The sequence below is a fragment of the Bacillus sp. EKM206B genome (assembly GCF_011066015.1).
Taxonomy (GTDB): Bacteria; Bacillota; Bacilli; order Bacillales; family Bacillaceae; genus Bacillus; species Bacillus velezensis.
Genome location: NZ_JAAMNL010000001.1, coordinates 555,531 through 579,050 on the forward strand (window position 1 = coordinate 555,531; position 23,520 = coordinate 579,050).

Annotated in this window: 26 protein-coding genes and 1 tRNA gene; 18 read left to right on the plus strand and 9 right to left on the minus strand. The window is 44.3% G+C overall.

Annotated elements, in window-relative coordinates:
- Positions 1–16 precede the first annotated feature (16 nt).
- Genes G9F50_RS02775 through pgmB form a run of 6 tightly spaced genes read left to right on the plus strand, consistent with a single transcriptional unit; the run spans position 17 to position 7,668 of the window.
- A complete protein-coding gene (locus G9F50_RS02775; protein WP_060562517.1) occupies positions 17–1,327 on the plus strand; it encodes a carbohydrate ABC transporter permease in 1,311 nt (436 codons plus the stop codon).
- Positions 1,328–2,164, plus strand: coding sequence for a sugar ABC transporter permease (locus G9F50_RS02780; protein WP_060562518.1), 837 nt, complete (start codon positions 1,328–1,330; stop codon positions 2,162–2,164).
- Between the two features lie 4 nt (positions 2,165–2,168).
- Complete coding sequence (locus G9F50_RS02785; RefSeq protein WP_060562519.1) at positions 2,169–3,053, plus strand: DUF1189 family protein; 885 nt, start codon at positions 2,169–2,171, stop codon at positions 3,051–3,053.
- Complete coding sequence (locus tag G9F50_RS02790) at positions 3,031–5,304, plus strand: glycoside hydrolase family 65 protein (protein WP_060562520.1); 2,274 nt, start codon at positions 3,031–3,033, stop codon at positions 5,302–5,304. Before G9F50_RS02785 ends, G9F50_RS02790 begins: the two co-directional genes overlap by 23 nt.
- Entirely contained in the window at positions 5,297–6,982 is a 1,686-nt protein-coding gene (locus tag G9F50_RS02795) for a glycoside hydrolase family 13 protein (protein ID WP_060562521.1), read from the plus strand. The genes G9F50_RS02790 and G9F50_RS02795 overlap by 8 nt, the downstream gene beginning before the upstream one ends.
- Entirely contained in the window at positions 6,979–7,668 is a 690-nt protein-coding gene (pgmB, locus tag G9F50_RS02800; protein ID WP_060562522.1) for a beta-phosphoglucomutase, read from the plus strand. The genes G9F50_RS02795 and pgmB overlap by 4 nt, the downstream gene beginning before the upstream one ends.
- Before the next feature lie 44 nt (positions 7,669–7,712).
- Here the strand turns inward: pgmB and clpP are convergent, their stop codons facing one another.
- Positions 7,713–8,309 (minus strand): ATP-dependent Clp endopeptidase proteolytic subunit ClpP, encoded by a 597-nt coding sequence (clpP, locus tag G9F50_RS02805; protein WP_003151513.1) that lies wholly within the window; start codon positions 8,307–8,309, stop codon positions 7,713–7,715.
- Positions 8,310–8,555: 246 nt separating this feature from the next.
- Positions 8,556–9,530: a LacI family DNA-binding transcriptional regulator gene (locus G9F50_RS02810; RefSeq protein WP_060562523.1), complete on the minus strand. Its 975-nt coding sequence runs from the start codon at positions 9,528–9,530 to the stop codon at positions 8,556–8,558.
- A gap of 390 nt (positions 9,531–9,920) precedes the next feature.
- Here G9F50_RS02810 and G9F50_RS02815 point away from each other — a divergent pair, with 390 nt between their 5' ends.
- From G9F50_RS02815 to G9F50_RS02825, 3 genes are all read left to right on the plus strand, one after another.
- Positions 9,921–11,153, plus strand: a complete 1,233-nt coding sequence (locus G9F50_RS02815; RefSeq protein WP_060562524.1) for an MFS transporter — start codon at positions 9,921–9,923, stop codon at positions 11,151–11,153.
- A 14-nt stretch (positions 11,154–11,167) separates the two neighbouring features.
- On the plus strand, positions 11,168–12,637 hold the full coding sequence (locus G9F50_RS02820) for a glycoside hydrolase family 32 protein (RefSeq protein WP_060562525.1): 1,470 nt from the start codon (positions 11,168–11,170) through the stop codon (positions 12,635–12,637).
- A 215-nt stretch (positions 12,638–12,852) separates the two neighbouring features.
- Positions 12,853–12,928: transfer RNA gene (locus G9F50_RS02825), tRNA-Arg, on the plus strand.
- A gap of 59 nt (positions 12,929–12,987) precedes the next feature.
- On the opposite strand, the gene G9F50_RS02830 is transcribed toward G9F50_RS02825, so the two are convergent.
- Entirely contained in the window at positions 12,988–13,299 is a 312-nt protein-coding gene (locus tag G9F50_RS02830) for a hypothetical protein (RefSeq protein WP_060562526.1), read from the minus strand.
- A gap of 16 nt (positions 13,300–13,315) precedes the next feature.
- Positions 13,316–14,737, minus strand: a complete 1,422-nt coding sequence (locus G9F50_RS02835) for a lipase (RefSeq protein ID WP_060562527.1) — start codon at positions 14,735–14,737, stop codon at positions 13,316–13,318.
- Positions 14,738–14,790: 53 nt separating this feature from the next.
- Here G9F50_RS02835 and G9F50_RS02840 point away from each other — a divergent pair, with 53 nt between their 5' ends.
- Positions 14,791–15,135, plus strand: a complete 345-nt coding sequence (locus G9F50_RS02840) for a DUF1433 domain-containing protein (RefSeq protein WP_060562528.1) — start codon at positions 14,791–14,793, stop codon at positions 15,133–15,135.
- A gap of 24 nt (positions 15,136–15,159) precedes the next feature.
- Here G9F50_RS02840 and G9F50_RS02845 read toward each other — a convergent pair whose 3' ends face one another.
- Complete coding sequence (locus G9F50_RS02845) at positions 15,160–15,357, minus strand: helix-turn-helix transcriptional regulator (protein ID WP_029325821.1); 198 nt, start codon at positions 15,355–15,357, stop codon at positions 15,160–15,162.
- Positions 15,358–15,599: 242 nt separating this feature from the next.
- On the opposite strand from G9F50_RS02845, the gene G9F50_RS02850 reads away from it, so the two are divergent.
- The 4 genes from G9F50_RS02850 to G9F50_RS02865 all read left to right on the plus strand — a co-directional run bounded on the left by G9F50_RS02850 (position 15,600) and on the right by G9F50_RS02865 (position 17,582).
- Positions 15,600–15,887 (plus strand): DUF1433 domain-containing protein, encoded by a 288-nt coding sequence (locus G9F50_RS02850; RefSeq protein ID WP_029973541.1) that lies wholly within the window; start codon positions 15,600–15,602, stop codon positions 15,885–15,887.
- 236 nt (positions 15,888–16,123) lie between these two features.
- Positions 16,124–16,408, plus strand: coding sequence for a DUF1433 domain-containing protein (locus tag G9F50_RS02855; protein WP_050569577.1), 285 nt, complete (start codon positions 16,124–16,126; stop codon positions 16,406–16,408).
- 208 nt (positions 16,409–16,616) lie between these two features.
- Positions 16,617–17,072: a DUF3237 domain-containing protein gene (locus tag G9F50_RS02860; protein WP_014418941.1), complete on the plus strand. Its 456-nt coding sequence runs from the start codon at positions 16,617–16,619 to the stop codon at positions 17,070–17,072.
- Positions 17,073–17,093: 21 nt separating this feature from the next.
- On the plus strand, positions 17,094–17,582 hold the full coding sequence (locus G9F50_RS02865; RefSeq protein ID WP_007407400.1) for a phenolic acid decarboxylase: 489 nt from the start codon (positions 17,094–17,096) through the stop codon (positions 17,580–17,582).
- A gap of 42 nt (positions 17,583–17,624) precedes the next feature.
- Here the strand turns inward: G9F50_RS02865 and paiA are convergent, their stop codons facing one another.
- Complete coding sequence (gene paiA, locus G9F50_RS02870) at positions 17,625–18,143, minus strand: spermidine/spermine N(1)-acetyltransferase (RefSeq protein ID WP_060562529.1); 519 nt, start codon at positions 18,141–18,143, stop codon at positions 17,625–17,627.
- A gap of 134 nt (positions 18,144–18,277) precedes the next feature.
- Between paiA and G9F50_RS02875 the strand changes: the two genes are divergently transcribed.
- Together G9F50_RS02875 and G9F50_RS02880 are read left to right on the plus strand one after the other, a co-directional pair.
- Positions 18,278–18,907 (plus strand): YczE/YyaS/YitT family protein, encoded by a 630-nt coding sequence (locus tag G9F50_RS02875; RefSeq protein WP_060562530.1) that lies wholly within the window; start codon positions 18,278–18,280, stop codon positions 18,905–18,907.
- Positions 18,908–18,986: 79 nt separating this feature from the next.
- Positions 18,987–19,517, plus strand: coding sequence for a dihydrofolate reductase family protein (locus G9F50_RS02880; RefSeq protein WP_060562531.1), 531 nt, complete (start codon positions 18,987–18,989; stop codon positions 19,515–19,517).
- Positions 19,518–19,548: 31 nt separating this feature from the next.
- On the opposite strand, the gene G9F50_RS02885 is transcribed toward G9F50_RS02880, so the two are convergent.
- From G9F50_RS02885 to slrR, 3 genes are all read right to left on the minus strand, one after another.
- Entirely contained in the window at positions 19,549–19,749 is a 201-nt protein-coding gene (locus tag G9F50_RS02885) for a hypothetical protein (protein WP_014418938.1), read from the minus strand.
- A 140-nt stretch (positions 19,750–19,889) separates the two neighbouring features.
- Positions 19,890–21,338, minus strand: a complete 1,449-nt coding sequence (locus tag G9F50_RS02890) for a carboxylesterase/lipase family protein (RefSeq protein WP_060562532.1) — start codon at positions 21,336–21,338, stop codon at positions 19,890–19,892.
- Between the two features lie 80 nt (positions 21,339–21,418).
- A complete protein-coding gene (slrR, locus tag G9F50_RS02895; RefSeq protein ID WP_003151541.1) occupies positions 21,419–21,874 on the minus strand; it encodes an HTH-type transcriptional regulator SlrR in 456 nt (151 codons plus the stop codon).
- A gap of 245 nt (positions 21,875–22,119) precedes the next feature.
- Here slrR and G9F50_RS02900 point away from each other — a divergent pair, with 245 nt between their 5' ends.
- Both G9F50_RS02900 and epsB read left to right on the plus strand, forming a co-directional pair.
- Complete coding sequence (locus tag G9F50_RS02900; protein ID WP_033575178.1) at positions 22,120–22,827, plus strand: YveK family protein; 708 nt, start codon at positions 22,120–22,122, stop codon at positions 22,825–22,827.
- Between the two features lie 5 nt (positions 22,828–22,832).
- Entirely contained in the window at positions 22,833–23,513 is a 681-nt protein-coding gene (epsB, locus tag G9F50_RS02905; RefSeq protein ID WP_007407393.1) for a protein tyrosine kinase EpsB, read from the plus strand.
- Positions 23,514–23,520: the final 7 nt, after the last annotated feature.

Consider the following 23,520-nt stretch of genomic DNA (forward strand, 5'->3'; position numbering starts at 1 on the left):
GAATAGAGGGCGAAAAATGAATAAAGATGATACACTTTTACACCAAAAACGGAAGGCGTCATGGTTTTTATCGATCATTCCGGGAATTGGACAGATTGCGAATCACCAGATATCAAAGGGGATCTTATTTCTGGTCATTACGAGTTTGTTTGCTGTTGAATTATGCGTTTTCGGTATTGAGGCGCTGACCGGATTGATTACCTTGGGAAGTGTTCCCGGTGAAGATCACTCACTGTTTATGCTGATTGAAGGCACACTGCAATTGATCTTGACGTTGATCTTTCTCATGTTCTATATCTTCTCAGTTTATGATTTCCGTCATACCGCCGCTATGAAAGCGGCGGGTTTGAAGGTGAATACAGCGGCCAAGGATATCATCCGCCATGCGGGAGATAAAGGGTTTCCGTATTTATTTACACTGCCGGCATATCTCATGATGGTGTTTGTGATTATTTTTCCTGTTTTGGTGACTCTGTTTGTTGCCTTAACAAACTATGATTTTTATCATATACCGCCTAACAGTCTGATTGACTGGGTCGGCTTTAAAAATTTCTTGAATATCTTTTTTGTCGGTTCCTACCGGGAAACATTTGTGAATGTACTGGGCTGGACCATGATATGGACAATCTGTGCAACAACGCTGCAAATCATTTTGGGGATCGTGACGGCACTTTTCGTGAATCAAGATTTTATTAAAGGCAGACGGATATTCCGAATGATTTTCTTATTTCCATGGGCTGTTCCGGCATTTATCACAATTATGAGCTTTTCCAATATTTTTAATGACAGTATAGGGGCGATGAACACGCAGGTGATTCCATTAATAAACCACCTGCCGTTTGTGGAACTGCCGGCGATCGCGTGGAAGACTGATGCTTTCTGGACGAAGACCGCTCTGATTATGATTCAGACCTGGCTTGGCTTTCCTTATATTTATGTCATGGTAACGGGGGTCTTGCAGTCGATTCCGGGTGAATTGTATGAAGCCGCAAAGATTGACGGGGCTTCTTTTATGCAGCGCTTTCGCAATATTACATTACCGATGATTTTATTTGCGACAGCACCGGTGATGATTACACAGTACACATTTAACTTTAATAATTTTTCGATCATCTATTTGTTTAATGAAGGCGGTCCGGGAAGCGCGGGAGCCGGTGCCGGGTCGACCGATATTTTAATTTCCTGGATCTATAAACTGACAACCGGCACCTCTCCGCAATATGCTGTGGCAGCGGCCGTGACATTGTTAATTTCTTTCGTCGTCATTGGAATTTCCCTGATTGCTTTTAAAAAGTCAAATGCTTTCGGCAATGAGGAGGTGATGTAGATGGGTTCCAGAACGGCCGGAATGCTTACGAAAATCTGCACCTATTTGTTTTTGCTGATTTTAAGCATTGTCATTTTATATCCGCTGCTGATTACGGCTTCCTCCGCTTTCCGTGCGGGAAATGTGACGGCTTTTCAGCTCGATTTCTCAGGTTCCTGGACTTTTGATCATTTTAAGCGGCTGTTTGAAGAGACGCTCTATCTTCATTGGTACAGCAATACGCTGATTATTGCGCTGTCAGTCATGGTATTGCAGGTCACGATTGTAACGCTTGCCGGGTATACGTACAGCCGCTATCGGTTTGCGGGGCGAAAAAAGAGTCTTGTCTTCTTTTTAATCATTCAAATGGTGCCCACAATGGCAGCGCTGACTGCTTTTTATGTATTGGCCATGCTGATAGGCGCTCTTGATCAATACTGGTTTTTGACAGCGATCTATATCGGCGGCGGAATTCCGATGAACACGTGGCTGATGAAAGGTTATTTTGATACAGTTCCGAGAGAAATTGATGAGGCTGCGCGGATGGATGGAGCGGGGCACTTCAGGATATTTGCCTCCATTGTGCTGCCGCTTGTGAAGCCGATGCTTGCCGTTCAAGCGCTTTGGGCGTTTATGGCGCCGTTCGGGGACTATTTACTGGCGAAGTTTTTGCTTCGCTCGCCGGAAAGGCTGACCATTGCAGTAGGATTGCAGTCGTTCATTTCAAATCCGCAGCAGCAAAAAGTCGCCCTGTTTGCGGCGGGAGCTATACTTGCCGCACTGCCGATATGCATCTTGTTCTTTTTTCTCCAAAAGAACTTTGTATCCGGGCTGGCGGCGGGCGGAACAAAGGGGTAGTTCAATGAAGAATGTGCAAAATGAAAGCTTTATGATCCGCAGTCTTAAAGCGTCGGTGTCTCCGTCAGGTATTTGCCGTTACGGGAAAACATTCAGCTGGCTTCAGCTCTCCTTTCTCTTTATGTTTTTGACGTCCTGCCTTATGGCGCCGTTTACGATGTCGTTTTTGAAAATGGACCGCTTCAGCCTCAAATTGGTTATGCCTGCGGCGCTTTCTGCAGTGAATGATCGTTTTGCCGAACAATTAAACGGTATTCAAATCAGGAACGGAAAACTGACAGGCGGACAGCATTTTGGTCAAATTGAAGAGGGCAAACATCTGCTGGCAGTCGATATGGCGCATGAATGGAAACCAAACGGTGAAAATGGGCGTTTGCGTGTAAAAGGATATGATAACGCGGTCATATTCCAGCCTGACCGGCTGATTATTACCGACCAAAACGGAATGGGGTTTTCAGTTCGCTATGGGAAAGCGGACGCCAGGCTTACGGACTCGGGCGTATATGAGACGGAGGCTGTTATCGGTCAATTGTGGCTGGCGCAGTATAAGCCGATGATCATGATGCTGGGGTGCGCAGTGATTTTTTTGATCCAGCTATTTTTTACAGCTGTGCTTGCGGGAGGCATCTGGATGGCAAAATTATCAAAAATGATCGATATCGCGTCATGTAAGGAAGCAGCTTCTGCAGCGATATGCGCATCGGCTCTGCCTGCATTTGCGGCAGCTGCTATCGGGCTGATCCGCTTTGATTTGATTACTGTATTAATGGTTCATACATGCGGCGTCACGTTGATGATTGCTTTTTTATTCAGATATATGGCCAAAACCCGCCGTCATAATGAAAATGTTCATTCGGGAGGAAGACATGATAAATCAGCGGTTGTTTGAGATTGATGAATGGAAAATCAAAACCAATACATTTCAAAAAGAGTATATACGGCTGCAGGAAAGCCTGACTTCTCTTGCCAACGGCTATATGGGCATCAGGGGGAATTTCGAAGAGGGCTATTCAGGCGGCAGCCATCAAGGCACATATATTGCGGGCGTTTGGTTCCCTGACAAAACGCGGGTAGGCTGGTGGAAAAACGGGTATCCGGACTATTTCGGAAAAGTAATCAATGCGATGAATTTTATTGGTATAGATGTGTATGTTGACGGTGAAAAAGTCGATCTCTATCAAAACCGACTCGAATCATTTGAGTTAGAGCTTCACATGAAAGAAGGAATTCTGAGGAGGAGCGCTGATGTCCGTATTCAGGATAAAACCGTGCGAATCAAATCAGAACGATTTCTCAGCCTGGCCGCAAAAGAGCTATGTGCGATTCATTATGAAGCGGAGTGTCTGACAGGGGACGCCGTTATTACGCTTGTCCCTTATCTTGATGGCAATGTTGTAAACGAAGATTCAAACTATCAAGAGCGGTTTTGGCAGGAAAAAGAATCAGGAGCGGATTACCGCCGCGGGCACATAACGGCAAAAACGCTCGACAATCCGTTCGGAACGCCGCGTTTCACCGTCTCCGCCTTAATGGGAAATTTGACAGAAGAATATGTCAGTCAAAGCTTTCAAACTTCCGGCATGTATGCTGAAAATCGCTTCAGCTACCAAAACAAAGCTTCATTGAAAAAGTTTATTGTTGTCACGACTTCACGCGATGTTCAAGAAGCAGAGCTTACTTCGAAAGGGGAGGAGCTTATGGCGGCTATTCTTATGCAAGGTTATGAAGAAGCGAGACAGCAGCATATTGCCAAGTGGAAGGAAAGATGGGCAAAAGCGGATATAGAGATAAAGGGTGATGAGGAACTTCAGCAAGGCATCCGCTACAATATCTTTCAGTTATTCTCGACATACTACGGGGCAGATGCCCGTTTGAACATCGGACCGAAAGGATTTACAGGCGAAAAATACGGCGGTGCCGCCTATTGGGATACCGAGGCGTATGCCGTTCCGATGTATTTGGCGACAGCCGAGCCGGAAGTCACGAAAAACCTGCTTTTGTACCGCTATCATCATTTGGAGGCTGCCAAACGGAACGCCGCCAAGCTGGGGATGAAGGGGGCGCTTTATCCGATGGTGACGTTTACCGGAGATGAATGCCACAATGAGTGGGAGATTACGTTTGAAGAAATTCACCGCAACGGCGCGATTTGCTATGCGATCTGCAATTATGTCCAATATACAGGGGATCGCGCCTATATGGAAGAATACGGGATAGACGTTCTTGTGGCAGTCAGCAGGTTTTGGGCCGGCCGTGTTCACTTCTCGAAACGAAAAAATAAGTATATGATCCATGGCGTCACAGGGCCGAATGAATACGAAAACAACGTTAACAACAATTGGTATACGAATGTCATTGCGGCTTGGACGTTGGATTATACTCTACAAAGTCTCGAAAGTATCTCAGTGGAGAAACGCCGCCTTCTGGATGTGCAGGAAGAAGAATTGAAAGTCTGGAGAGAAATCATCCAGCACATGTACTATCCGTATAGTGAAGAACTGCAAATTTTCGTTCAGCATGACACATTTTTGGACAAAGACCTGCAATCAGTTGACGAATTAGATCCAGCTGAACGGCCTCTTTATCAAAATTGGTCATGGGACAAAATCCTCCGCTCCAGCTTTATTAAACAAGCCGATGTGCTGCAAGGCATTTATTTATTTCCTGACCGTTTCTCTATAGACGAAAAACGCCGCAACTATGAATTTTATGAACCGATGACGGTTCATGAATCAAGCTTATCGCCCTCCATTCACGCGGTGCTCGCTGCCGAATTGAGGATGGAAAAGAAGGCGCTTGAATTATATAAGCGTACAGCAAGGCTTGATCTCGACAATTACAATCGTGATACGGAGGAAGGCCTTCACATTACTTCAATGACGGGAAGCTGGCTGGCGATCGTCCAAGGGTTTGCCGGCATGCGTACTTTAAAAGGAACGCTCTCATTCACCCCATTTTTGCCGAATGAATGGGACGGTTACTCGTTCCATATCAATTATCGAAACCGCTTGATCAAGGTGACGGTCGAAGAAAGGCGCGCCATTTTCGAGCTTATCAAAGGGGAACCGGTGTCCATCACAGTTTATGGAGAGCCGATGGTTCTGAATGAACGATGTGAAAGGAGAATGCCTGATGAGTGAATGGTGGAAAGAAGCTGTCGTGTATCAAATTTACCCGCGCAGTTTTTATGATTCCAATGGAGATGGATTTGGGGATTTACAAGGCATTATCAAAAAGCTTGATTATATCAAAAGGCTTGGCGCGGATGTGATCTGGCTGTCGCCCGTGTTTGATTCTCCGCAGGATGACAACGGCTATGACATCAGTGACTACAGAAACATGTACGAAAAATTCGGAACAAATGAAGATATGTTTCAGTTAATTGATGAAGTGCATCAGCGCGGAATGAAAATCATCATGGATCTGGTCGTGAACCACACGTCGGATGAACATGCCTGGTTTGCCGAAAGCCGCAAGTCGAAGGACAATCCTTACCGGGATTATTATTTTTGGAAAGACCCGAAACCGGACGGTTCTGAGCCGAATAATTGGGGATCGATCTTTTCAGGCTCGGCGTGGACGTTCGATGAAGGGACAGGACAGTATTATTTGCACTACTTTTCGAAAAAACAGCCTGATTTAAATTGGGAAAATGAAGCCGTTCGCCGGGAAGTGTATGATCTGATGAAGTTCTGGATGGATAAAGGCGTTGACGGCTGGCGGATGGATGTGATCGGTTCCATTTCCAAATATACCGATTTTCCGGACTATGAAACAGATGACAGCCGCCTCTATATCGTCGGCCGTTATCATTCTAACGGCCCCCGCCTGCATGAATTTATTCAAGAGATGAATAGGGAAGTGCTTTCTCATTATGATTGCATGACGGTCGGAGAGGCAAACGGTTCTGATATTGAAGAGGCGAAAAAATATACGGATGCAGGCAGGCAAGAGCTGAATATGATCTTTACATTTGAACATATGGATATCGATACAGAACAAAACTCGCCAAATGGGAAATGGCAGATCAAGCCGTTTGATGTGATTGCTTTAAAACAAACGATGACAAGGTGGCAGACCGGGTTGATGAATAGCGGCTGGAATACCTTGTATTTTGAGAATCATGATCAGCCGAGAGTGATTTCCCGCTGGGGCAATGACGGTGAGCTGCGAAAACAATGTGCGAAAGCATTCGCAACGGTTCTCCACGGGATGAAAGGCACACCGTTTATTTACCAGGGAGAAGAAATCGGCATGGTCAACAGTGATATGCCGCTGGAGATGTATGACGATCTCGAGATCAAAAACGCATACCGCGAACTAGTCATCGAAAACAAGACGATGACGAAGGAAGACTTCCGGAAAGCCGCGGCGAAGAAAGGGCGGGATCACGCGAGGACGCCGATGCAATGGGATGCAGGAAAACATGCCGGATTCACAGCCGGAGACCCTTGGTTAGCGCTCAATTCCCGCTATCAAGAAATCAATGTGAAAGAAACCTTGGAAGATCAAGATTCAATTTTCTATTACTATCAGAAGCTCATTCAATTACGAAAGCAATATAAGATCATGGTATACGGAGATTATCAGCTGCTGCTGGAAGATGATCCGCGAATCTATTGTTATATCCGTAAATATCAGGGGAAAAAGCTTCTCGTCGTTGTGAATTTGTCGGAAGACAAGGCCCAGTTCGAAGCGCCTCCGGAACTGATCCATGAGCGTTGGAAAATCCTGATTTCGAACTATCCGCAGGAACCGGCGGACTTGACGGGCATGTGCCTCGCACCTTATGAAGCTGTGATGGGCATCAGCATATGAAAGCGGTTATTTTTGATTTAGACGGTGTGATAACAGATACTGCGGAATATCATTTTCTCGCTTGGAAATATACGGCGGAACAAATCGATATTCCCCTAGACAGAAGTGTGAATGAAAGCCTGAAAGGAATCAGCCGGGAAGCGTCACTTGAAAGGATCCTTATTTTTGGCGGAGCGGAAAAAAGGTTTACACATGCGGAGAAACAAGAACTGCTGCATCAAAAAAACCAATATTATCAAACGTTGATCAGCAGATTGACGCGGGAAGATCTCTTGCCGGGAATCGGCAGGCTTCTTTGTGAATTAAAAAATGAAAATATAAAAATCGGGTTAGCATCTTCAAGCCGCAATGCCCGCGCGATCTTAAAACGTTTGGCGATTATCGATGATTTTCAAGCCATTGTTGACCCGGCGGCTCTTGCGAAGGGGAAGCCTGATCCCGAAATCTTTTTAACAGCTGCAGCGCTGCTCGGTGTTTCCACGGCTGAATGCGCGGCAATAGAAGATGCTGAAGCAGGAATATCTGCAATCAAATCTGCCGGGATGTTCGCGGTCGGTGTCGGGCGTGAACAGTCGATGCTTGGTGCTGATCTGGTTGTGAGGCAAACCGGTGAATTGTCGTTTGAGCTGTTGAAGGAAGAATGGAAGCAGTATAGGGGAAAGGTTTTAAAAAGCATCAGAGAGTGAAAAAAACCTGCAAGAGACATCATCTCTTGCAGGTTTTTTGGGCATTACTTCTGGTCTTCTGTATTGCGTGTCAGCACTTTATCGATTAAGCCGTATTCTAAGGCTTCATCAGCTGATTTGAAGTTGTCGCGGTCTGTATCGCGCTCAATGACTTCAAGCGGCTGGCCGGTACGTTCAGCAAGCACTTTGTTTAATTTGTCGCGAAGCAAGAGAATGCGTTTTGCCGCGATTTCAATTTCTGTCGCCTGTCCTTGCGCTCCGCCAAGCGGCTGGTGAATCATAACTTCACTGTTAGGAAGCGCGTAACGTTTGCCTTTTTCTCCGGCTGCAAGTAAAAATGCTCCCATAGAAGCGGCCATACCGATGCAGATCGTGGATACTTTCGGTTTAATGAACTGCATTGTATCATAGATTGCCATACCGGCAGTGATTGATCCGCCAGGGCTGTTAATATAAATGGAAATATCTTTTTCAGGGTCTTCCGCTTCAAGGAATAAAAGCTGTGACACGATGGAGTTCGCAACGTTGTCATCAATCGCAGATCCAAGCATGATAATACGGTCCTTCAAAAGACGGGAGTAAATGTCATAAGCTCTTTCTCCGCGGTTCGTTTGTTCAATGACTGTAGGTATTAAATTCATAATGCTCCTCCTTCACCTTTTAGGTAAGTATGTATTTACATGATACATTTTTGGTCAATAAAGGTCAAACAAAACGCTGACCAAAATGCCAACCTTTTCTTCTAACACCATTTTTCCCATAAAACAAAAAGTTCAAACAGCAAAGTGGAAATGAGGATGATCAGCGCCGGCGCTTGAGAAAATGATATGGCGGGAGCGCTCAAAATAGACCGCAATCGCGTCGCTACGTACGGCTGAAGGGTCTGACTACGTTGTCCGCCCTTCCAAAAGCCGTACCGGCAAATATGTTTCCAGCGGCAAATCATCAAATTCGCCTTCAATTTCTTTTGCTAAAATCTTGATGGCTGTTTTGGAAATCAATTCAATCGGCTGCTGGATGGTCGTTAAGTCCGGCAGAACCGATTGAACGGTTTCAGTGCCGTCATAACCGATCACTTTTAATTGATTCGGGATGTCTATTCCCCGTTTTTTGGCCTCGGTCATCACTGCAGCCGCCATGATATCATCGCTGGCAAAAATTCCGTCGGTGTCAGGCTGTTCATCGAATAATGTTGAAATAATGTCATGGTAATGCTGATAAAAGGGTACTTCATATGTAATAGGCTTCCGTCCGTGTTCATGCATGACGTCTTCGTATGCTTTTCTTCTGAGGTTTGCCGGTGTTTCGAGTTCAATCGGGCCGTTGATATGGACGATGTGCCGGCACCCTTTTTCAATCAGCAGTTCTGCCGCCTTTTTTCCGCCGTCATAGTTGTCTGAGCCGACGACGGGAATCGTGTCCGATAAGTAATGATCAATGGCGACAATCGGCAGATTTTGCTTGTGATAATTGAGAATTCCCCGGTTGTAAGTCACGGCGATCACGCCGTCCACTTGGTTTCTTATGAGCATCTCCAAATATTTTTCTTCCTTATCCTTTCGATGTAAACTGTTGCAAAGCAGCAGTTTGTAGCCCATGGACGTACAAATGCTTTCAATATGAAAGGCGAGTTCGCCGAAAAACGGATTGCTGGAGTTTGGGATGATAAGCCCTATTAAATTGGTTCGTTTTCGGAATAAAGAGCGGGCCAGATCGTTTGGAAAGTAATTGATTTCTTCCATCGCCTTGTACACTTTTTCTTTTGTTTTTTCGCTGATATAGCCGCGGTTATTTAATACCCGCGAAACGGTTGTAGATGAAACTCCCGCTATTTTCGCAACATCATGAATGCTAGGCTTCATTCCCGTGCCCTCCTGCTTACTGAAATGGCTTACAATTTCCGTCACGCACTTATTTTAGAGAATCAGGCTGACATGTGCAAGGACATTCCATGTTTCTGTTTTCATATAAAGAGGGTGCGTTTTGTTTGATTAAAATAATCAGAAAATTATATGTCAACCGATTGACATATGGAACCGGTTGACATACAATTCTTTTTGAAAGCGCTTTATTCGCAGAGTGAAGGGAAGTGACGGGTATGGAGAGATGGCTGGCGGCAATAAAGTGAAAGAATCGAGCAACAGTGTAAAGTAAGCGCTTACTCAGAGATCGCATGTATGTGATGAAAATGAAGAAGGAAGTATGCGGCTCTAAAACGGCTATTAAAAGGTCCTATTAAAGGAGCGGTGCAAATGAAAAGCTCAAAAAGTCTGTATTGGAAACTGAGTGCTTATTTCTTCTTTTTCTTTTTTACTTGGTCTTCCAGCTATTCTTTATTTGCGATTTGGTTAGGGCAGGAAATCAATTTAAACGGATCAGCGACAGGCATTATCTTTTCTGTAAACGCCGTATTTGCTCTCTGCATGCAGCCTCTTTACGGTTTTATCTCTGACAAATTGGGGCTGAAGAAAAAGATATTGTTTATGATCAGCTGTCTTCTCATATTCACGGGTCCGTTTTATATCTTCGTCTATGGGCCGCTTTTACAATACAACGTCTTTCTTGGCGCCGTTGTCGGAGGCTTATATTTGGGAGCCGCTTTTTTGGCGGGGATAGGCGCGATTGAAACGTACATTGAAAAGGTCAGCCGTAAATATGATTTCGAGTATGGAAAATCGAGAATGTGGGGCTCGCTGGGCTGGGCGGCGGCTGCATTTTTTGCAGGGCAGCTTTTCAATATCAATCCCAATATCAACTTCTGGATCGCGTCTGTTTCCGCCGTCATATTAACGGCCATTATCATGTCTGTGAAAATAGAAATGACCGATCATGAGAAAAACAGAGCGGATTCGGTCCGGTTAAAAGATGTGGGGCGGCTCTTTTTACTAAGAGATTTCTGGTTTTTTATGATGTACATTATCGGGGTGACTTGCATTTACGGTGTATATGATCAGCAGTTCCCGATCTACTATGCGTCTTTGTTTCCTTCAGTGTCGATGGGTAACCAAGTATTCGGCTATCTTAATTCATTCCAGGTGTTTTTGGAGGCCGGCATGATGTTTCTTGCGCCTTTTATCGTCAATAAGTTCGGGGCGAAAAACAGTTTGATTTTAGCGGGGTTTTTAATGGCTTTCCGTATCGTCGGGTCCGGAATTGCAGTTGAGCCTGTAGGCATTTCATCAATGAAACTCATCCACGCACTGGAATTGCCGATTATGCTGATCGCCGTTTTTAAATATTTGGCTGCCAATTTTGATACGCGTCTGTCGTCCGTCCTTTATCTCGTCGGTTTTCAATTCGCATCTCAGGCAGGCGCGTCGATTCTGTCGCCGCTTGCGGGAGGATTATATGACAGTGCGGGGTTCCGTCAAACCTATCTCATCATGGGAATCGTCGTCTTCGGTTTTACCTTCATCTCCATATTTACTTTATTGGGCCCGAAACAAAACAGCAGGCGTGTCCAGCGTCTGCAAAAAATCGGATAGAGAGGATGTTACAAATGGATAGAATTCAGCAGGCGGAAGAAGCTTTGAAGGAAGCCGAGGGTAAAGTGAAACAAAGATATCGATTGGGGTACCATATTATGCCCCGGGCGAATTGGATCAATGATCCGAACGGTCTTATTCAATTTAAAGGAGAATACCACGTCTTTTTTCAGCATCATCCGTATGATGAGCATTGGGGGCCGATGCATTGGGGACATGTAAAAAGTAAAGATCTCATTCATTGGGAGCACCTGCCGGTTGCCTTAGCTCCGGGGGATGAATTCGACCAAAGCGGCTGTTTTTCGGGAAGCGCGGTCGATGATCATGGAAGATTAGCCCTCATCTATACAGGACATAATATAATTGATCAAGAGAAAGACCTATTCTATCAAACTCAAAATATCGCTGTCAGCCAAGATGGAATCGTGTTTGAAAAGCTTCAGGAAAACCCTGTTATTGCGGAACCGCCGGAAGACAGCGCCTGTCATTTCCGTGATCCGAAAGTTTGGAAGCATCGCGATGTTTGGTATATGGTCATCGGCAACTCTTCAAAAGAAAACGTCGGACGGGTCGTTTTATACCGTTCACCTGATTTGCGTGATTGGGAATACGCGGGAGTTCTCGCCCAAAGTGACGGTAATCTCGGCTATATGTGGGAATGTCCTGATTTCTTTGAATTAGGCGGCAAGCATGTCCTGCTGATTTCGCCCCAGGGGATCGAGGCGGACGGTGATTCCTATCAAAATTTACATCAAACCGGTTATTTAATCGGTGACTATCATGATGGAACAAACAAATTTACACACGGCGCTTTTAAAGAATTGGATCACGGCCATGACTTTTACGCCGTGCAAACATTATTAGATGATAAAGGACGCAGAATTGCTATCGGGTGGATGGATATGTGGGAATCTGAGATGCCGACAAAAGCGGACGGATGGTGCGGTGCACTGACTTTGCCGCGAGAACTGACTTTGCGTGATGATCATAAACTTTTGATGAATCCCGTGGAAGAAACCAAGCAGCTGCGGAAAATGGAGTATCGGGAATGTGCCGGACGATCGGTTTCAGGGAGTTACTTGGCAAAGACGTCCGAAGACCTGCTTGAAGTCCGGGCCGTGTTTGATGTGAACGATTCCGATGCCGAAACGGCAGGTTTTAAGATTCGCGGCCTTGATGAAGAAGAACTTGTGCTGACATACAATCTAACGGATAAAAAGCTGACACTTGATTGCACCAAGATGGGGAAAGCGAAAGACGGTGTGAGAAGGGTGCAGACGGATACAAACGGCAAGCTGGCGCTGCGTATCTTTATTGACAGATCCTCGATTGAAGTATTCGCCAATCATGGAGAAACAACGATGACAAGCCGTATCTATCCGAATGAAGGCAGATTGGGGATTGAGCTGTTTTCTGAGAAAGGCGCCGTAAAGGTTGAGGAATTCACCTATTGGACGTTAAAAGATATTTGGAAAAAAAGCTGAAACGGGTGATTACCGCTTTTTCTGCAGTGATTGAAAATGTACTGAGCCGGGGGCAGTCCGCCTGAAATGAGTTTTTTGTGAAAATCAATGCCGGTAAACGATGCAGGATTATGCTGCATGAGGACGCTGCATAATCCTGTTGTGCATTATCAAAAAAGAGTTGCTTTCTGCGCGTTTCTTTATTATAATATAAAGGTATCTGATTGAAAAAACGTGCGCTCGTAGCTCAGTTGGATAGAGCGGTGGTTTCCGGTACCACGTCTGTCGGGGGTTCGAATCCCTCCGAGCGCGTCTCAGTTAAGACGATAGGAAAAACCTCGCAGATGATAAATCTGCGAGGTTTTTTTATTTTATCTTGTTTTGAAACTGTTAATGAATGTGTCCCTGTTATTTTCTGTGCCGGCAATCAGCCGCGCACTTTCACTGATCCGCTGTGCGAGAGCTTTTTGCGCCTTGCCTTCGAAGCTGTTCAATAGTGCTGAATACACTTCATATAATTCATCTTTCAATGTGTCCATTTCGAATGTCGGCTTCAGCGTTTGGCGCACTGTTTCCAGTTTTGTTCCCGTTGCCTGCGTCATGACGGTTTTCAGCATTTGCCGCTGCAGCCTTTTCTTCATTGGATCGTCCTTGTGTTCTAAAAGTTCGTCTAATGTCGGCATTATGTATACACCTCTATCATCTTAACCAGTTTGCGAGCATCTGGTCTTTTTCCTGAAATTCGTCTGCTATTTTATGTAAGAATCCGCCGATCTCTTCCAGGTCTGTGATCGCCGCCTGCAAAGAATCAATAAACGCCTGCTCAGCCTGAGTGTCATAAAAAATCGGGCCTTTCTCGTAAGATAGCGCAATATCTTCAATGGTATTGGTCACGTCCTGTGCTTGAAGCTGGTCATACAAGCCGTGTCCGACTTGACCGTAGAATTCCGTTTTCAGCTCGGCGATTTTTTCATCGTGCTCCTGATAGGCGTTCTGCGCTTCTTTTTTCATCGTCCGCAAATCCTCAGCCATGGCCTGCACCTTTTCAGCCAGCTTCTTTGCGTTTGTCGGCGTTACTTTTATTGTATCTGCGCTTCCGATCGCACCGGCCGGCAGAAGAGCGCCGAGGTTTTTGTCAAAGACTAATTCATCTCCGTTCGGATTTGCGATAGTTCCGTTTCTGTCGAACACGAAATTTGCTTCGTTTAAGCCGTGTGTATCCGGATTTCTCAGAATGACGGTAGTGAAGAAATAAGCGAGATTCTTGCTGATCTGCTCGCTCAAGTTCCCGCCAAGCCGCTGCTTCCGGCTGAACTGTGAGAGCGAGGGGTTTTTCGTATAAATTGTTGTCCCGTTGTGGCGGTCATATTCGTTCCAATAACCTGCCCCGACCATGTCGTCCGGATTGATAATTGACCGGATGTAAGGATCGTAAATGCCGCTGTTGATGTCTTTCTGTGTTTCCTCATCGTGCAGTTTCACGACGGAAGGACTGTTAAACGCGACGGCATACACATCATTATTCACCGCGCTGTATTCCGCCTCAGCGCCGCCAAGTGAATGGCCGGTTGTTGAAATAATCGTTGACGTTCCGGCATACTTTTTCTTTACGCTGCGTACTAGCTGATCGGCTTGATCGATTTGCGAAGTTTTCGTCATCAGCTTATACTTTCCGGTTGTGAGCATGGCGTCTTGAGAGGGCGTTCCGTGATAGGCTCCGAGCGTTTTCGAGGTATCCTTTGCGTCTTTTTTTACAATATAATGTACTTCTTTTTTCGGATCATTTCCGAAAACAATATTCCCGCCGTCCGCTTTTACGCCGTCATTGATCGGGTCTTTTGCGATATCGGTTCCCGCAAAGGCGACGACCACGTTTTCGGGGTTTTTTGATTTTGTCCAGTTACCATCTTGTGTTTTTTCCCCTTGTGATAGTACAACCGCGTCTAATCCGGTATCTTCGTCCGTTTTTATTTTTTCAACGTACCAATAAGTTTTTTGGTCTGTTTGTATCGGTTTCCCCGTTTTCATTTTATCAGCTAATCTTTCGCGGTTGTAAGATTCCTGACTTAGCGTATAATAAGTTTTATCTGTAATTTTTGGAACTTTAATCTTGTAATTCATATACAACGCCTCCTTATTTTTGTAAAATGAGACAGGAAAGGGTTGATTTCCAAATGAAAAAGAAAAACTACATAATTATCCTTATTTTAATAATTATAGCAGTTGGGGGACTTTTTATGAAGCATCAGTATGATCAAAAGGAAAAAGAGATTGCGTTATTCGAAGAAGCCCAGAATCATATGGAAAAGTTTTTAACAACGAACTATAAAAATGTGAAAGATATCCATTTTTCTAAGGGTTACTATATTAACCCAATGGGCGGTATTAGTGTTAAGGGTTATACTAACGGAAAAAAAGAGTTTGAAGGTCTATATGACCCAGGCAATAAAGAAATATTGTCATATACGGTTGATGCCGAACCAAAAGAAGAATGTAAAGATAAACTTTGTACAAGATAAATTAGCCTGCTCAATCGAGCTGGGCTAATTTTGTTGTATTGCTCTTCCTCTAATCTCCTCGACATAAAACAAATTTTCCATAGGTACATTTAATCCTCTGTTAATAATGAATAGTGTTGTGATATCATATCTTGTATTTGTTTTAAATCTGCTTATCGTAACCTCAGTAGAACCAACTAAATCAGCCAAATCCTTTTGGCTTTGAATTCCCTTCTCCTTCATAACTTCATTAAATCTAGATCTGACTATAAACTTTTTTAGAAATTCACACACCCTTCAGGCTAGTCTAACTAACGCTTATATAAAAGTAATCTCGATCACTGATATTTGATACATTGATGTTTTTTTAGACATGTACAACACTCTGAGGTTGATGTAAATTTAATCTAAGAAAGGATGAGTCTGTGAAGAAATACATGGTTGTCCTGATATTTGTAATAACTATAGCGTCAGGAAGTATCTACATGAAGTACCAACATGATAAAAAAGAAGCAGAACAAGAACTTTTTATCCAAGCGAAAAATAAAATGGAAAGCTATATAAAAGCTAATTACAAAAATATAAAGCAAATTACATACATTAACGATTATAAAATAAATCCTATGGGTGGTATTTCCGTGAAGGGGTACTTGAATGGTAATAAGGAAAAAGAATTTTTCGGACTTTATGACAAAACGAATGATGAAATAGGAGTTTCGTCAGTCGATGCGGAAGAGAAACCCGAATGTCAGGAAAAAGAATGTGAATACTAAAAGACGCAAAATAAAGAAGTTCTCTTGTTTGCCGGTTTGTATGATCCGCTGTGAACATTGAAGAAAAACTTTAAGTCGCCTAAATGGCGTCTGTTTTTGTATGAATTAATGCACCGGATGTCACCGGTCATTTTTTTCCAGTCCGCGAGCTTCATCATAACTCATGGAAAGGATGATTCTGTGAAAAAAACATTATTATCTTCATGGTTATTTTTATAGCAGCCGGAGGCTTTATAATGAAGAGTATGAATGATAAAAATGTTCAGGCTGAAGAGATAAAGATTGCTCAAGAACGAATGGAGAAATTTACCAAAGCGAATTATGAAGGAATACATAACGTTACATTTAAAGATAAATACGAAATAGATCCAATGGGCGGGATAGAGGTATTTGGCTATTACAACGGTGATACATCGAATAAATTCGATGGTACTTACGATAAGGCAAATGACAAGATCATGGGGCACTCAATAGACGCTGTAAGAAAGAAAGAATGCAGAGATAAAGATTGCGATTACTAAGAAGACGCTCGTCTGGCATTTTTTGTATATGAGCATAATAAAAAAGACAAGGGTTTCGGCATGTGCCGCCCTTGTCTTTTTTATTGAACACTGTAAAACATAACCGGAAACAGCTCATTATTTGACAGTCCATTTTAACAGCGTTACAATTAAACGTGTAAATAGTTACATGTTCAAGTAAACATAATAACTCGGGAGGTGATACGTCTTGAAGGAACCTTCTTTAAAAAAAGTGATGTCTCTGCAGATTGAAGTGGATGAACCGATCGTTGCGGGGCAGACTGGATTAGGGAAAAGGCAGTTGATTCCGATACGGGGCGGAACGGTCAGCGGCGCCGTAAAGGGACGTGTTCTTCCGGGCGGGGCAGATGCCCAGATCATCCGTCCGAACGGCCGGGTTGATCTTTCTGCCAGATATGCGCTGGAGACGGAGGAGCATGAAGTCATCTATGTAGAGAACAACGGCATCCGCCAAGTCAGTGAACCGTTCCGCCAACAGGCTGCAGAGGGGCGCATCATTGATCCCGAGCACGTGTATTTCCGCACTGTGCCTGTGTTTGAAACAAGCAGTGAGGCATATCAGCATCTGCAGGACCGGCTGTTTATCGGGGCTGCGGTCAGATTGCCGGATGACATTCGGTTAGATATTTATGAAGTTCAATAATAATATGGAGAGTGAGTCAACATGGAAAACTTTATCGGAAGCCATATGATTTACACGTATGAAAACGGCTGGGAGTATGAAATCTATATTAAAAATGATCATACGATCGACTATCGGATTCATAGCGGAATGGTAGGCGGCCGCTGGGTGCGCGACCAGGAAGTGAATATCGTCAAGCTGACAGAAGGCGTATACAAAGTGTCATGGACTGAACCGACAGGCACAGACGTTTCCTTAAACTTTATGCCGAATGAAAAACGGATGCACGGAATTATTTTCTTCCCGAAATGGGTGCATGAGCATCCGGAAATCACGGTGTGCTACCAAAATGATTACATTGACGTGATGAAAGAGTCACGTGAGAAATATGAAACATACCCGAAATATGTCGTTCCCGAGTTTGCGGATATTACCTATCTCAACAATGCGGGAATCAATAACGAAGCACTGATTTCAGAAGCGCCGTACGAAGGAATGACCGATGATATCCGTGCGGGAAAATTAAAATAAGAGAAAAAACCCGGCAGCTTGGCCGGGTTTTTTTGTATCCTTTTACGACAGGGTTTTGGTCATGATAAAGTCGACTTGTTTATCATCCCCCATATAAAAAGAGTGTTCTCCGGTTTGGACAAACCCCATTTTTTGATAAAAGGCGATTGCATTTTCGTTTTTTTCCCATACGCCCAGCCAGATTTTCTTTTTATTGTGTGCTGTTGCGATTTTCACAGCTTCATTCAGCAGATATTTGCCGAGTCCGTGTTTCTGGTGGTTTTTTCTTATATAAATTCTCTCAATCTCAAGAGAATCTTCACCCATTTTTTCTGATTGTGCTTCGTTCATGTTGACTTTTATATACCCCGCAAGGTCATCATGATAATAAACAAAATAGAATTGAGAAGACAGATTGGATAATTCCTTTTTCAGCTGTTCAGAGCGGAATGCATTTTCCAAATAAGCTTTCATATTTTCTGGTGAATTTTGATCCTTAAATGTATCATTGAATGTTTCAATGCTTATCTCCCGGAGCTCTGTTATATCGTTAAGGCTGCACTTTTTTAATTGAATACTCATGGTCATACAGCTCCTTTCTTCATTTATCATATCAGCTGATTTTTTTGTTGTATTTGCAATGAAAATACCGTATAGTAAACATATCGTATTTTTGTTGTATTTGCAACATAAAATAAGAAAATGAGGACGATAAAGTGAAATATGTTTTTTATGTTTTAGGAATCATGATCTTGACCTTTGGTATTTCTGTCACGATTCAATCAGATCTTGGAACGTCGCCTTTTGATGCGCTTATTGTGGGATTATCCGTCCATGCAGGGCTTACCGTGGGAAGCTGGGAAATCATCATCGCTTTCCTGTTAATTTGCTGTAATTCAATGTTAAAAAGGCAAAGGCCGGAATTTTCAGGGATGATTACGGCGTTTATAACGGGAATCGGGATTGATATGTGGCTTTTTTTTCTGCATCGAGTCATAACGCCTGAACTATGGTACGGAAAGGCGGGCTGTTTTGCAATCGGTTTAGTTGTGATAGGGATAGGAACCGCAACCTACCTGCACACAAATTTCGCACCGATCCCGGTTGATCGGTTAACGTTAATTGTCCGCGAATTAACCGGGAGAAGCATCTTTTTTTCAAGAACGGTCATTTACTTCATATTTTTCATACTGGCCGTGATGCTAAAAGGTCCGGTAGGCATCGGAACGTTATTAACCGTTTGTTTAGGAGGGGTCATTCTCCATTTCTTTATGCCGATTACCGGAAGATGGATAGACGGCATATTAACAGCATCTCCAAAACAGGAAGAAACGAAAACCCGGTAGCGGGGGTTTTTACCCGATTCTATCATTTTTCATTTCATCCGCATGTTCAAGGTATAATAAAAAAGGGGGAGGGATTTTTATGAGCGGTCAAAGAAAGCTCGTTTTTTACGGAGCTGTCAGCGCAGATGGCTATCTTGCGCGGGAAAATCACTCTTTAGATTGGTTAATCGGAACTGAAGGTGAAGACGGCACCGATTATGAAGGTTTCTATGAATCTGTCGATACGATCATCATGGGCAGAAAAACATACGAGGACATATTGGTTTTATTGCCTGAGGAATTTCCGTACAAAGGTAAAGAATGCTATGTGTTTTCGCGGACATTGACCGGGGGCACTGAACATGTGCGGTTTATTCATGAAGAGCCTGCCGATTTTATAAAAGCATTGAAACGCCAAGAAGGCAAGCGGATTTGGATTGTCGGCGGGAGTGAGCTGCTGCACCCGGTTTTGGAGGAAAAACTTGTCGATGAGTTTATCATTCAGATCGCCCCCGTTCTGCTCGGCCGCGGAATTTCTTTGTTCAAACCCGGAGACCGGGAGACAGGGCTGAAGCTGACTGATGTCAGGCGCTATAAGCAATTTGCGGAGTTGCATTATGAAGTGAGATAAAATGAAGTGTATGAAAGAAACCCAGTAAAGGTTACCGGGTTTCTTTTTCATGTTTGTTTTTATGTTTTGAAATGGTGTGGGCCGGCCCGCATGAAAACCCTGCAACCATGATAACAACCCCTATCCACCTCACGGCATAGAAATCAGTGTCGCGCAGGAAGATAAATGAAACTAAGGTCATAAGCGCCCCGATTATAACGGCAGCTGTGCCGATAATACTTGATTTCTCCATATAAAAACTCCTTTATGAATGTTTGGTTAACGTATTGGGTTAGAATATAACATATCAGGGTAATGCGGAAATGGATTTTCTGCGATGTCTGAAGTAAGATGAAAACGAAACGCCAAGGGAGCCGGCTCCCTTGACGTTTTTTATGCTTGAAACAGGATGCGGCGTTTTGCTGAATCGGGATCACTTTCGACAGCGGTATCCGTGTTGAAAAGCAAAGTTTCGCGTGAATCGGTATCATATTCAGGCCAATTGAAGTGAGAGGTGTTCGGGTTTCCGGTTTTTGCAAAAGCGAGCCATGCGGATTGGATTTGTTTGGAAAGCTGTTCTGCGTTATCACCGAGCGGTTCTTGCAGCGTCTTTCTCAAAGAATCAAAGTTTCCGAACACAAACGGCAATTCCAGAGCGTGAACGGCTTTATGAAACGGCGGTGTTTCGCCATGCCAATCAAAGCGGTACATCCAGACCGGTGCGTGCTGCGACTGTCCTTGTGCGAAAGCGACAGCCGGCCGCCAGAAAATCAGATCCGTCATCATATCGATTTGTCCCTTTAATGAATGCGGATATAAATCTGCTGCTTGCTCGGTGCAGTTCTCTCCGAGGTGATAATGCAAATAATCTTGCTGCTTTTTCTCGGAATGAATGTCTGTATCAGGGGTGAAAAACAAATATGCTTCATCACGATTGGTTCCGATGATCATAGGTATGCCTTCTGCGGCCCCGTCTGCTATGGCTTTCACCGGTACCGCAGGCAATGTGGCCGAATCGATGGCGGGCTGAAACAAAAGCTGAAAAATGTTTTGATCTAGTGAGCGCCGCACTTTATCCGCAGTCTTAAGCAGGTCATTAACGGAAAGCTCCTGCAATTGATCAGTGCCGGCTTCATGAATAAATGCCGCCGCGATGTCTTTTGCCATGTCCGCCGGGATCGTATGAGAGGCTCCGCTTTCTAAAATGGCTTTATGAAACAGGCCTTTTGCGTCAGGCATTGCCATAAGCGCAGCGATGCTCATGCCGCCTGCCGATTCACCAAATATCGTGACGTTATCCGGGTCTCCTCCAAATTCGGAGATATTGTCCCTCACCCAGCGCAGGGCGGCGATCTGATCGAGCAGCCCGATATTGGCGGAATACGCGTCATGAATAGAAGACAAATGTAAAAAGCCGAACGGTCCGAGCCTGTAATTGAGTGTCACTACAATGACATCTCCGTCAGCGGCAAGGGCAGATCCGTCGTAAAGCGGTTCGCTTCCGGCACCTAAATAAAATGCCCCGCCGTGTATCCATACCATGACAGGCTTTTTTTCGCCCTTTGAATCAGGGGCGAAAACATTGAGGTAAAGGCAATCTTCAGATTGAGGCGGTACATCTCCGGAAAACGATATAGACAGCATATCATCCGGCTGCGGACAAACCGGTCCGAACGAATCGGCATGTTTTACGCCGTCCCAAGGTGCGGGCGGCTCCGGCGCTTTAAATCTCAGCTCTCCGACGGGCGGCTTCGCGTACGGTATGCCCTTCCATGTGCGGGCACCGCGGCCGGCAGTTCCTTTCAGTGCGCCGGAGCGGGTTTGAACGGTAAGTTTTGTCATGATTTCATCCCCTTTTTTCTTTTCATTATAAACAGAGATGAAGACATGAAGCGAATAAAAGCCTTTTCATCAGCATATCATTAGTAACGCTTCCGTTCTAAAAATGATCTGACTTCCTGAACGGACAAGCCGAGTTCTTTGGCTTCCTGCATCAGCGCTTTCCATTCCTCAATGTTGGATTCAGTCAGTTTTCTGTTGCGGTAGGGTGCGGGCTCCGGGCGTTTTTCAGTCAATTTGTTCGTAAAGGTGAACAGTTCTTCTTTCGGCATGCCTGACTGCACGGCCTGCACAAGGTGGATGCGCCACTCATCTTCCGTGCCTCCCATGTGATGCAGCATCGTTTCGGCATCAAAAAGCTCCGTCAGATCGACCTGCAGGGTGGCGGATACTTTTTTCAGAAATTGGATGGACGGATTTGAGTGAACCCCCCGTTCTATCTTGCTTAAATAAGATTTAGAGACACCTGCTTCAACTGCTAGCTGATTAATAGAGTAGCCTTTTCTTCTGCGGTATAAACGAATTATTCTTCCAATCATTGTGCTGAATTCTCCCCTGTATACTGGCATTTTTTTTGTTCATTATAAGAAATTTTTCGTTCTTTATAAAATTTAAAATTATAAGGTAAGTGCAGTAAATAAGAGGAAAATCATGATAATGTTCTTTAAAAAGAACTAAATGGCTTAATTTGAAATTTTCAAATTTCGACCTTTTCTTTTATAATCCAATCATTAACAGAAGGGGGCGTTTAAGCCTGATGCAATAAGGATGAGGCTGTAATTACATGAATGAGAATATGAGTTTTAAAGAATTATTTGACATTATTAAACACAGATTTTTACTGATTTTTATCATGACAGCAGTTGTAACGCTGGTGACGGGATACATCCAATTCCGGGTGATTTCGCCCGTTTATCAGGCATCAACCCAAGTGCTCATTCATGAAACAAGCGGTGAAAAAAATTCTAATCTCAGCGACGTTCAGCTGAATCTTCATTACAACAATACGTTTCAAACGATAATGAAAAGCCCGGTTGTGCTTGAGAAAGTGAAGCAGACGCTGCATCTTTCTGAGACGGCATCCGCTTTAAAAGCAAAGATCACGACAAGCAGCGAAACCGATTCAGAGATCATCACCGTAGCGGTGCAGGACGAGAATCCGAAACAGGCCGCCGCTATAGCGAACACGCTGATGAAGACATTTAAAAAAGAAGTCCGTGACAGGATGAATATAAAAGGCGTCATTGTTTTGTCTGAGGCAAAAGCATCGGAAAGCCCGATGGTCAAGCCTTCGCGCATCCGAAATATCATGATGGCGTTCGGTGCGGCTCTCATGGCGGGTGTGACGCTTGCGTTTTTTCTCCATTTTCTTGATGAAACCGTTAAAAGCGAGCGGCAGCTCAGCGAAAAAACAGACTTGCCTGTTTTAGGGGTTGTGTATGACATCAAAAATCAGCAGACACGGTCTGATGAAAAACATTTCGGGGAGTGAGGCGTTTGGGATTCAGAAAAAAGAAATCAAGAAGGGGACTGGCTCAAATATCCGTTTTACATCACAAATCATTGGTGGCTGAACAATACCGCACCATTCGGACAAATATTGAGTTCTCCTCTGTTCAGACCCATTTGCGCTCTATTCTCGTCACTTCTTCCGTTCCGGGAGAAGGAAAATCATTCAGCGCCGCCAACCTTGCCGCGGTATTTGCGCAGCAGGAAAAAAAGGTGCTGCTCGTCGATGCGGATTTACGAAAACCGACGATACACGAGACCTATCAGCTTGAAAATGTACAAGGCCTTACGAATGTGTTAGTCGGAAACGCTTCCCTCGGCGAAACGGTGCAAAAAACGCTGATTGATAACCTTTACGTCTTAACGAGCGGGCCGACGCCGCCGAATCCGGCTGAGCTTTTATCTTCAAAGGCGATGGGAGAGCTGATTCAGGAGATGTACAGCCGGTACAGTCTGGTTATTTTCGATTCACCTCCGCTTTTGGCTGTGGCGGACGGACAGATTTTAGCGAACCAGACAGATGGAAGCGTTCTCGTCGTCTTGAGCGGAAAAACGAAAATGGATACCGTCCAAAAGGCGAGAGACGCGCTCCAGCAGTCAAAGGCAAAGCTTTTGGGGGCGCTGCTGAATAAAAAGAAAATCAAAAAAACGGAGCACTACTCATATTGAGCGGTGC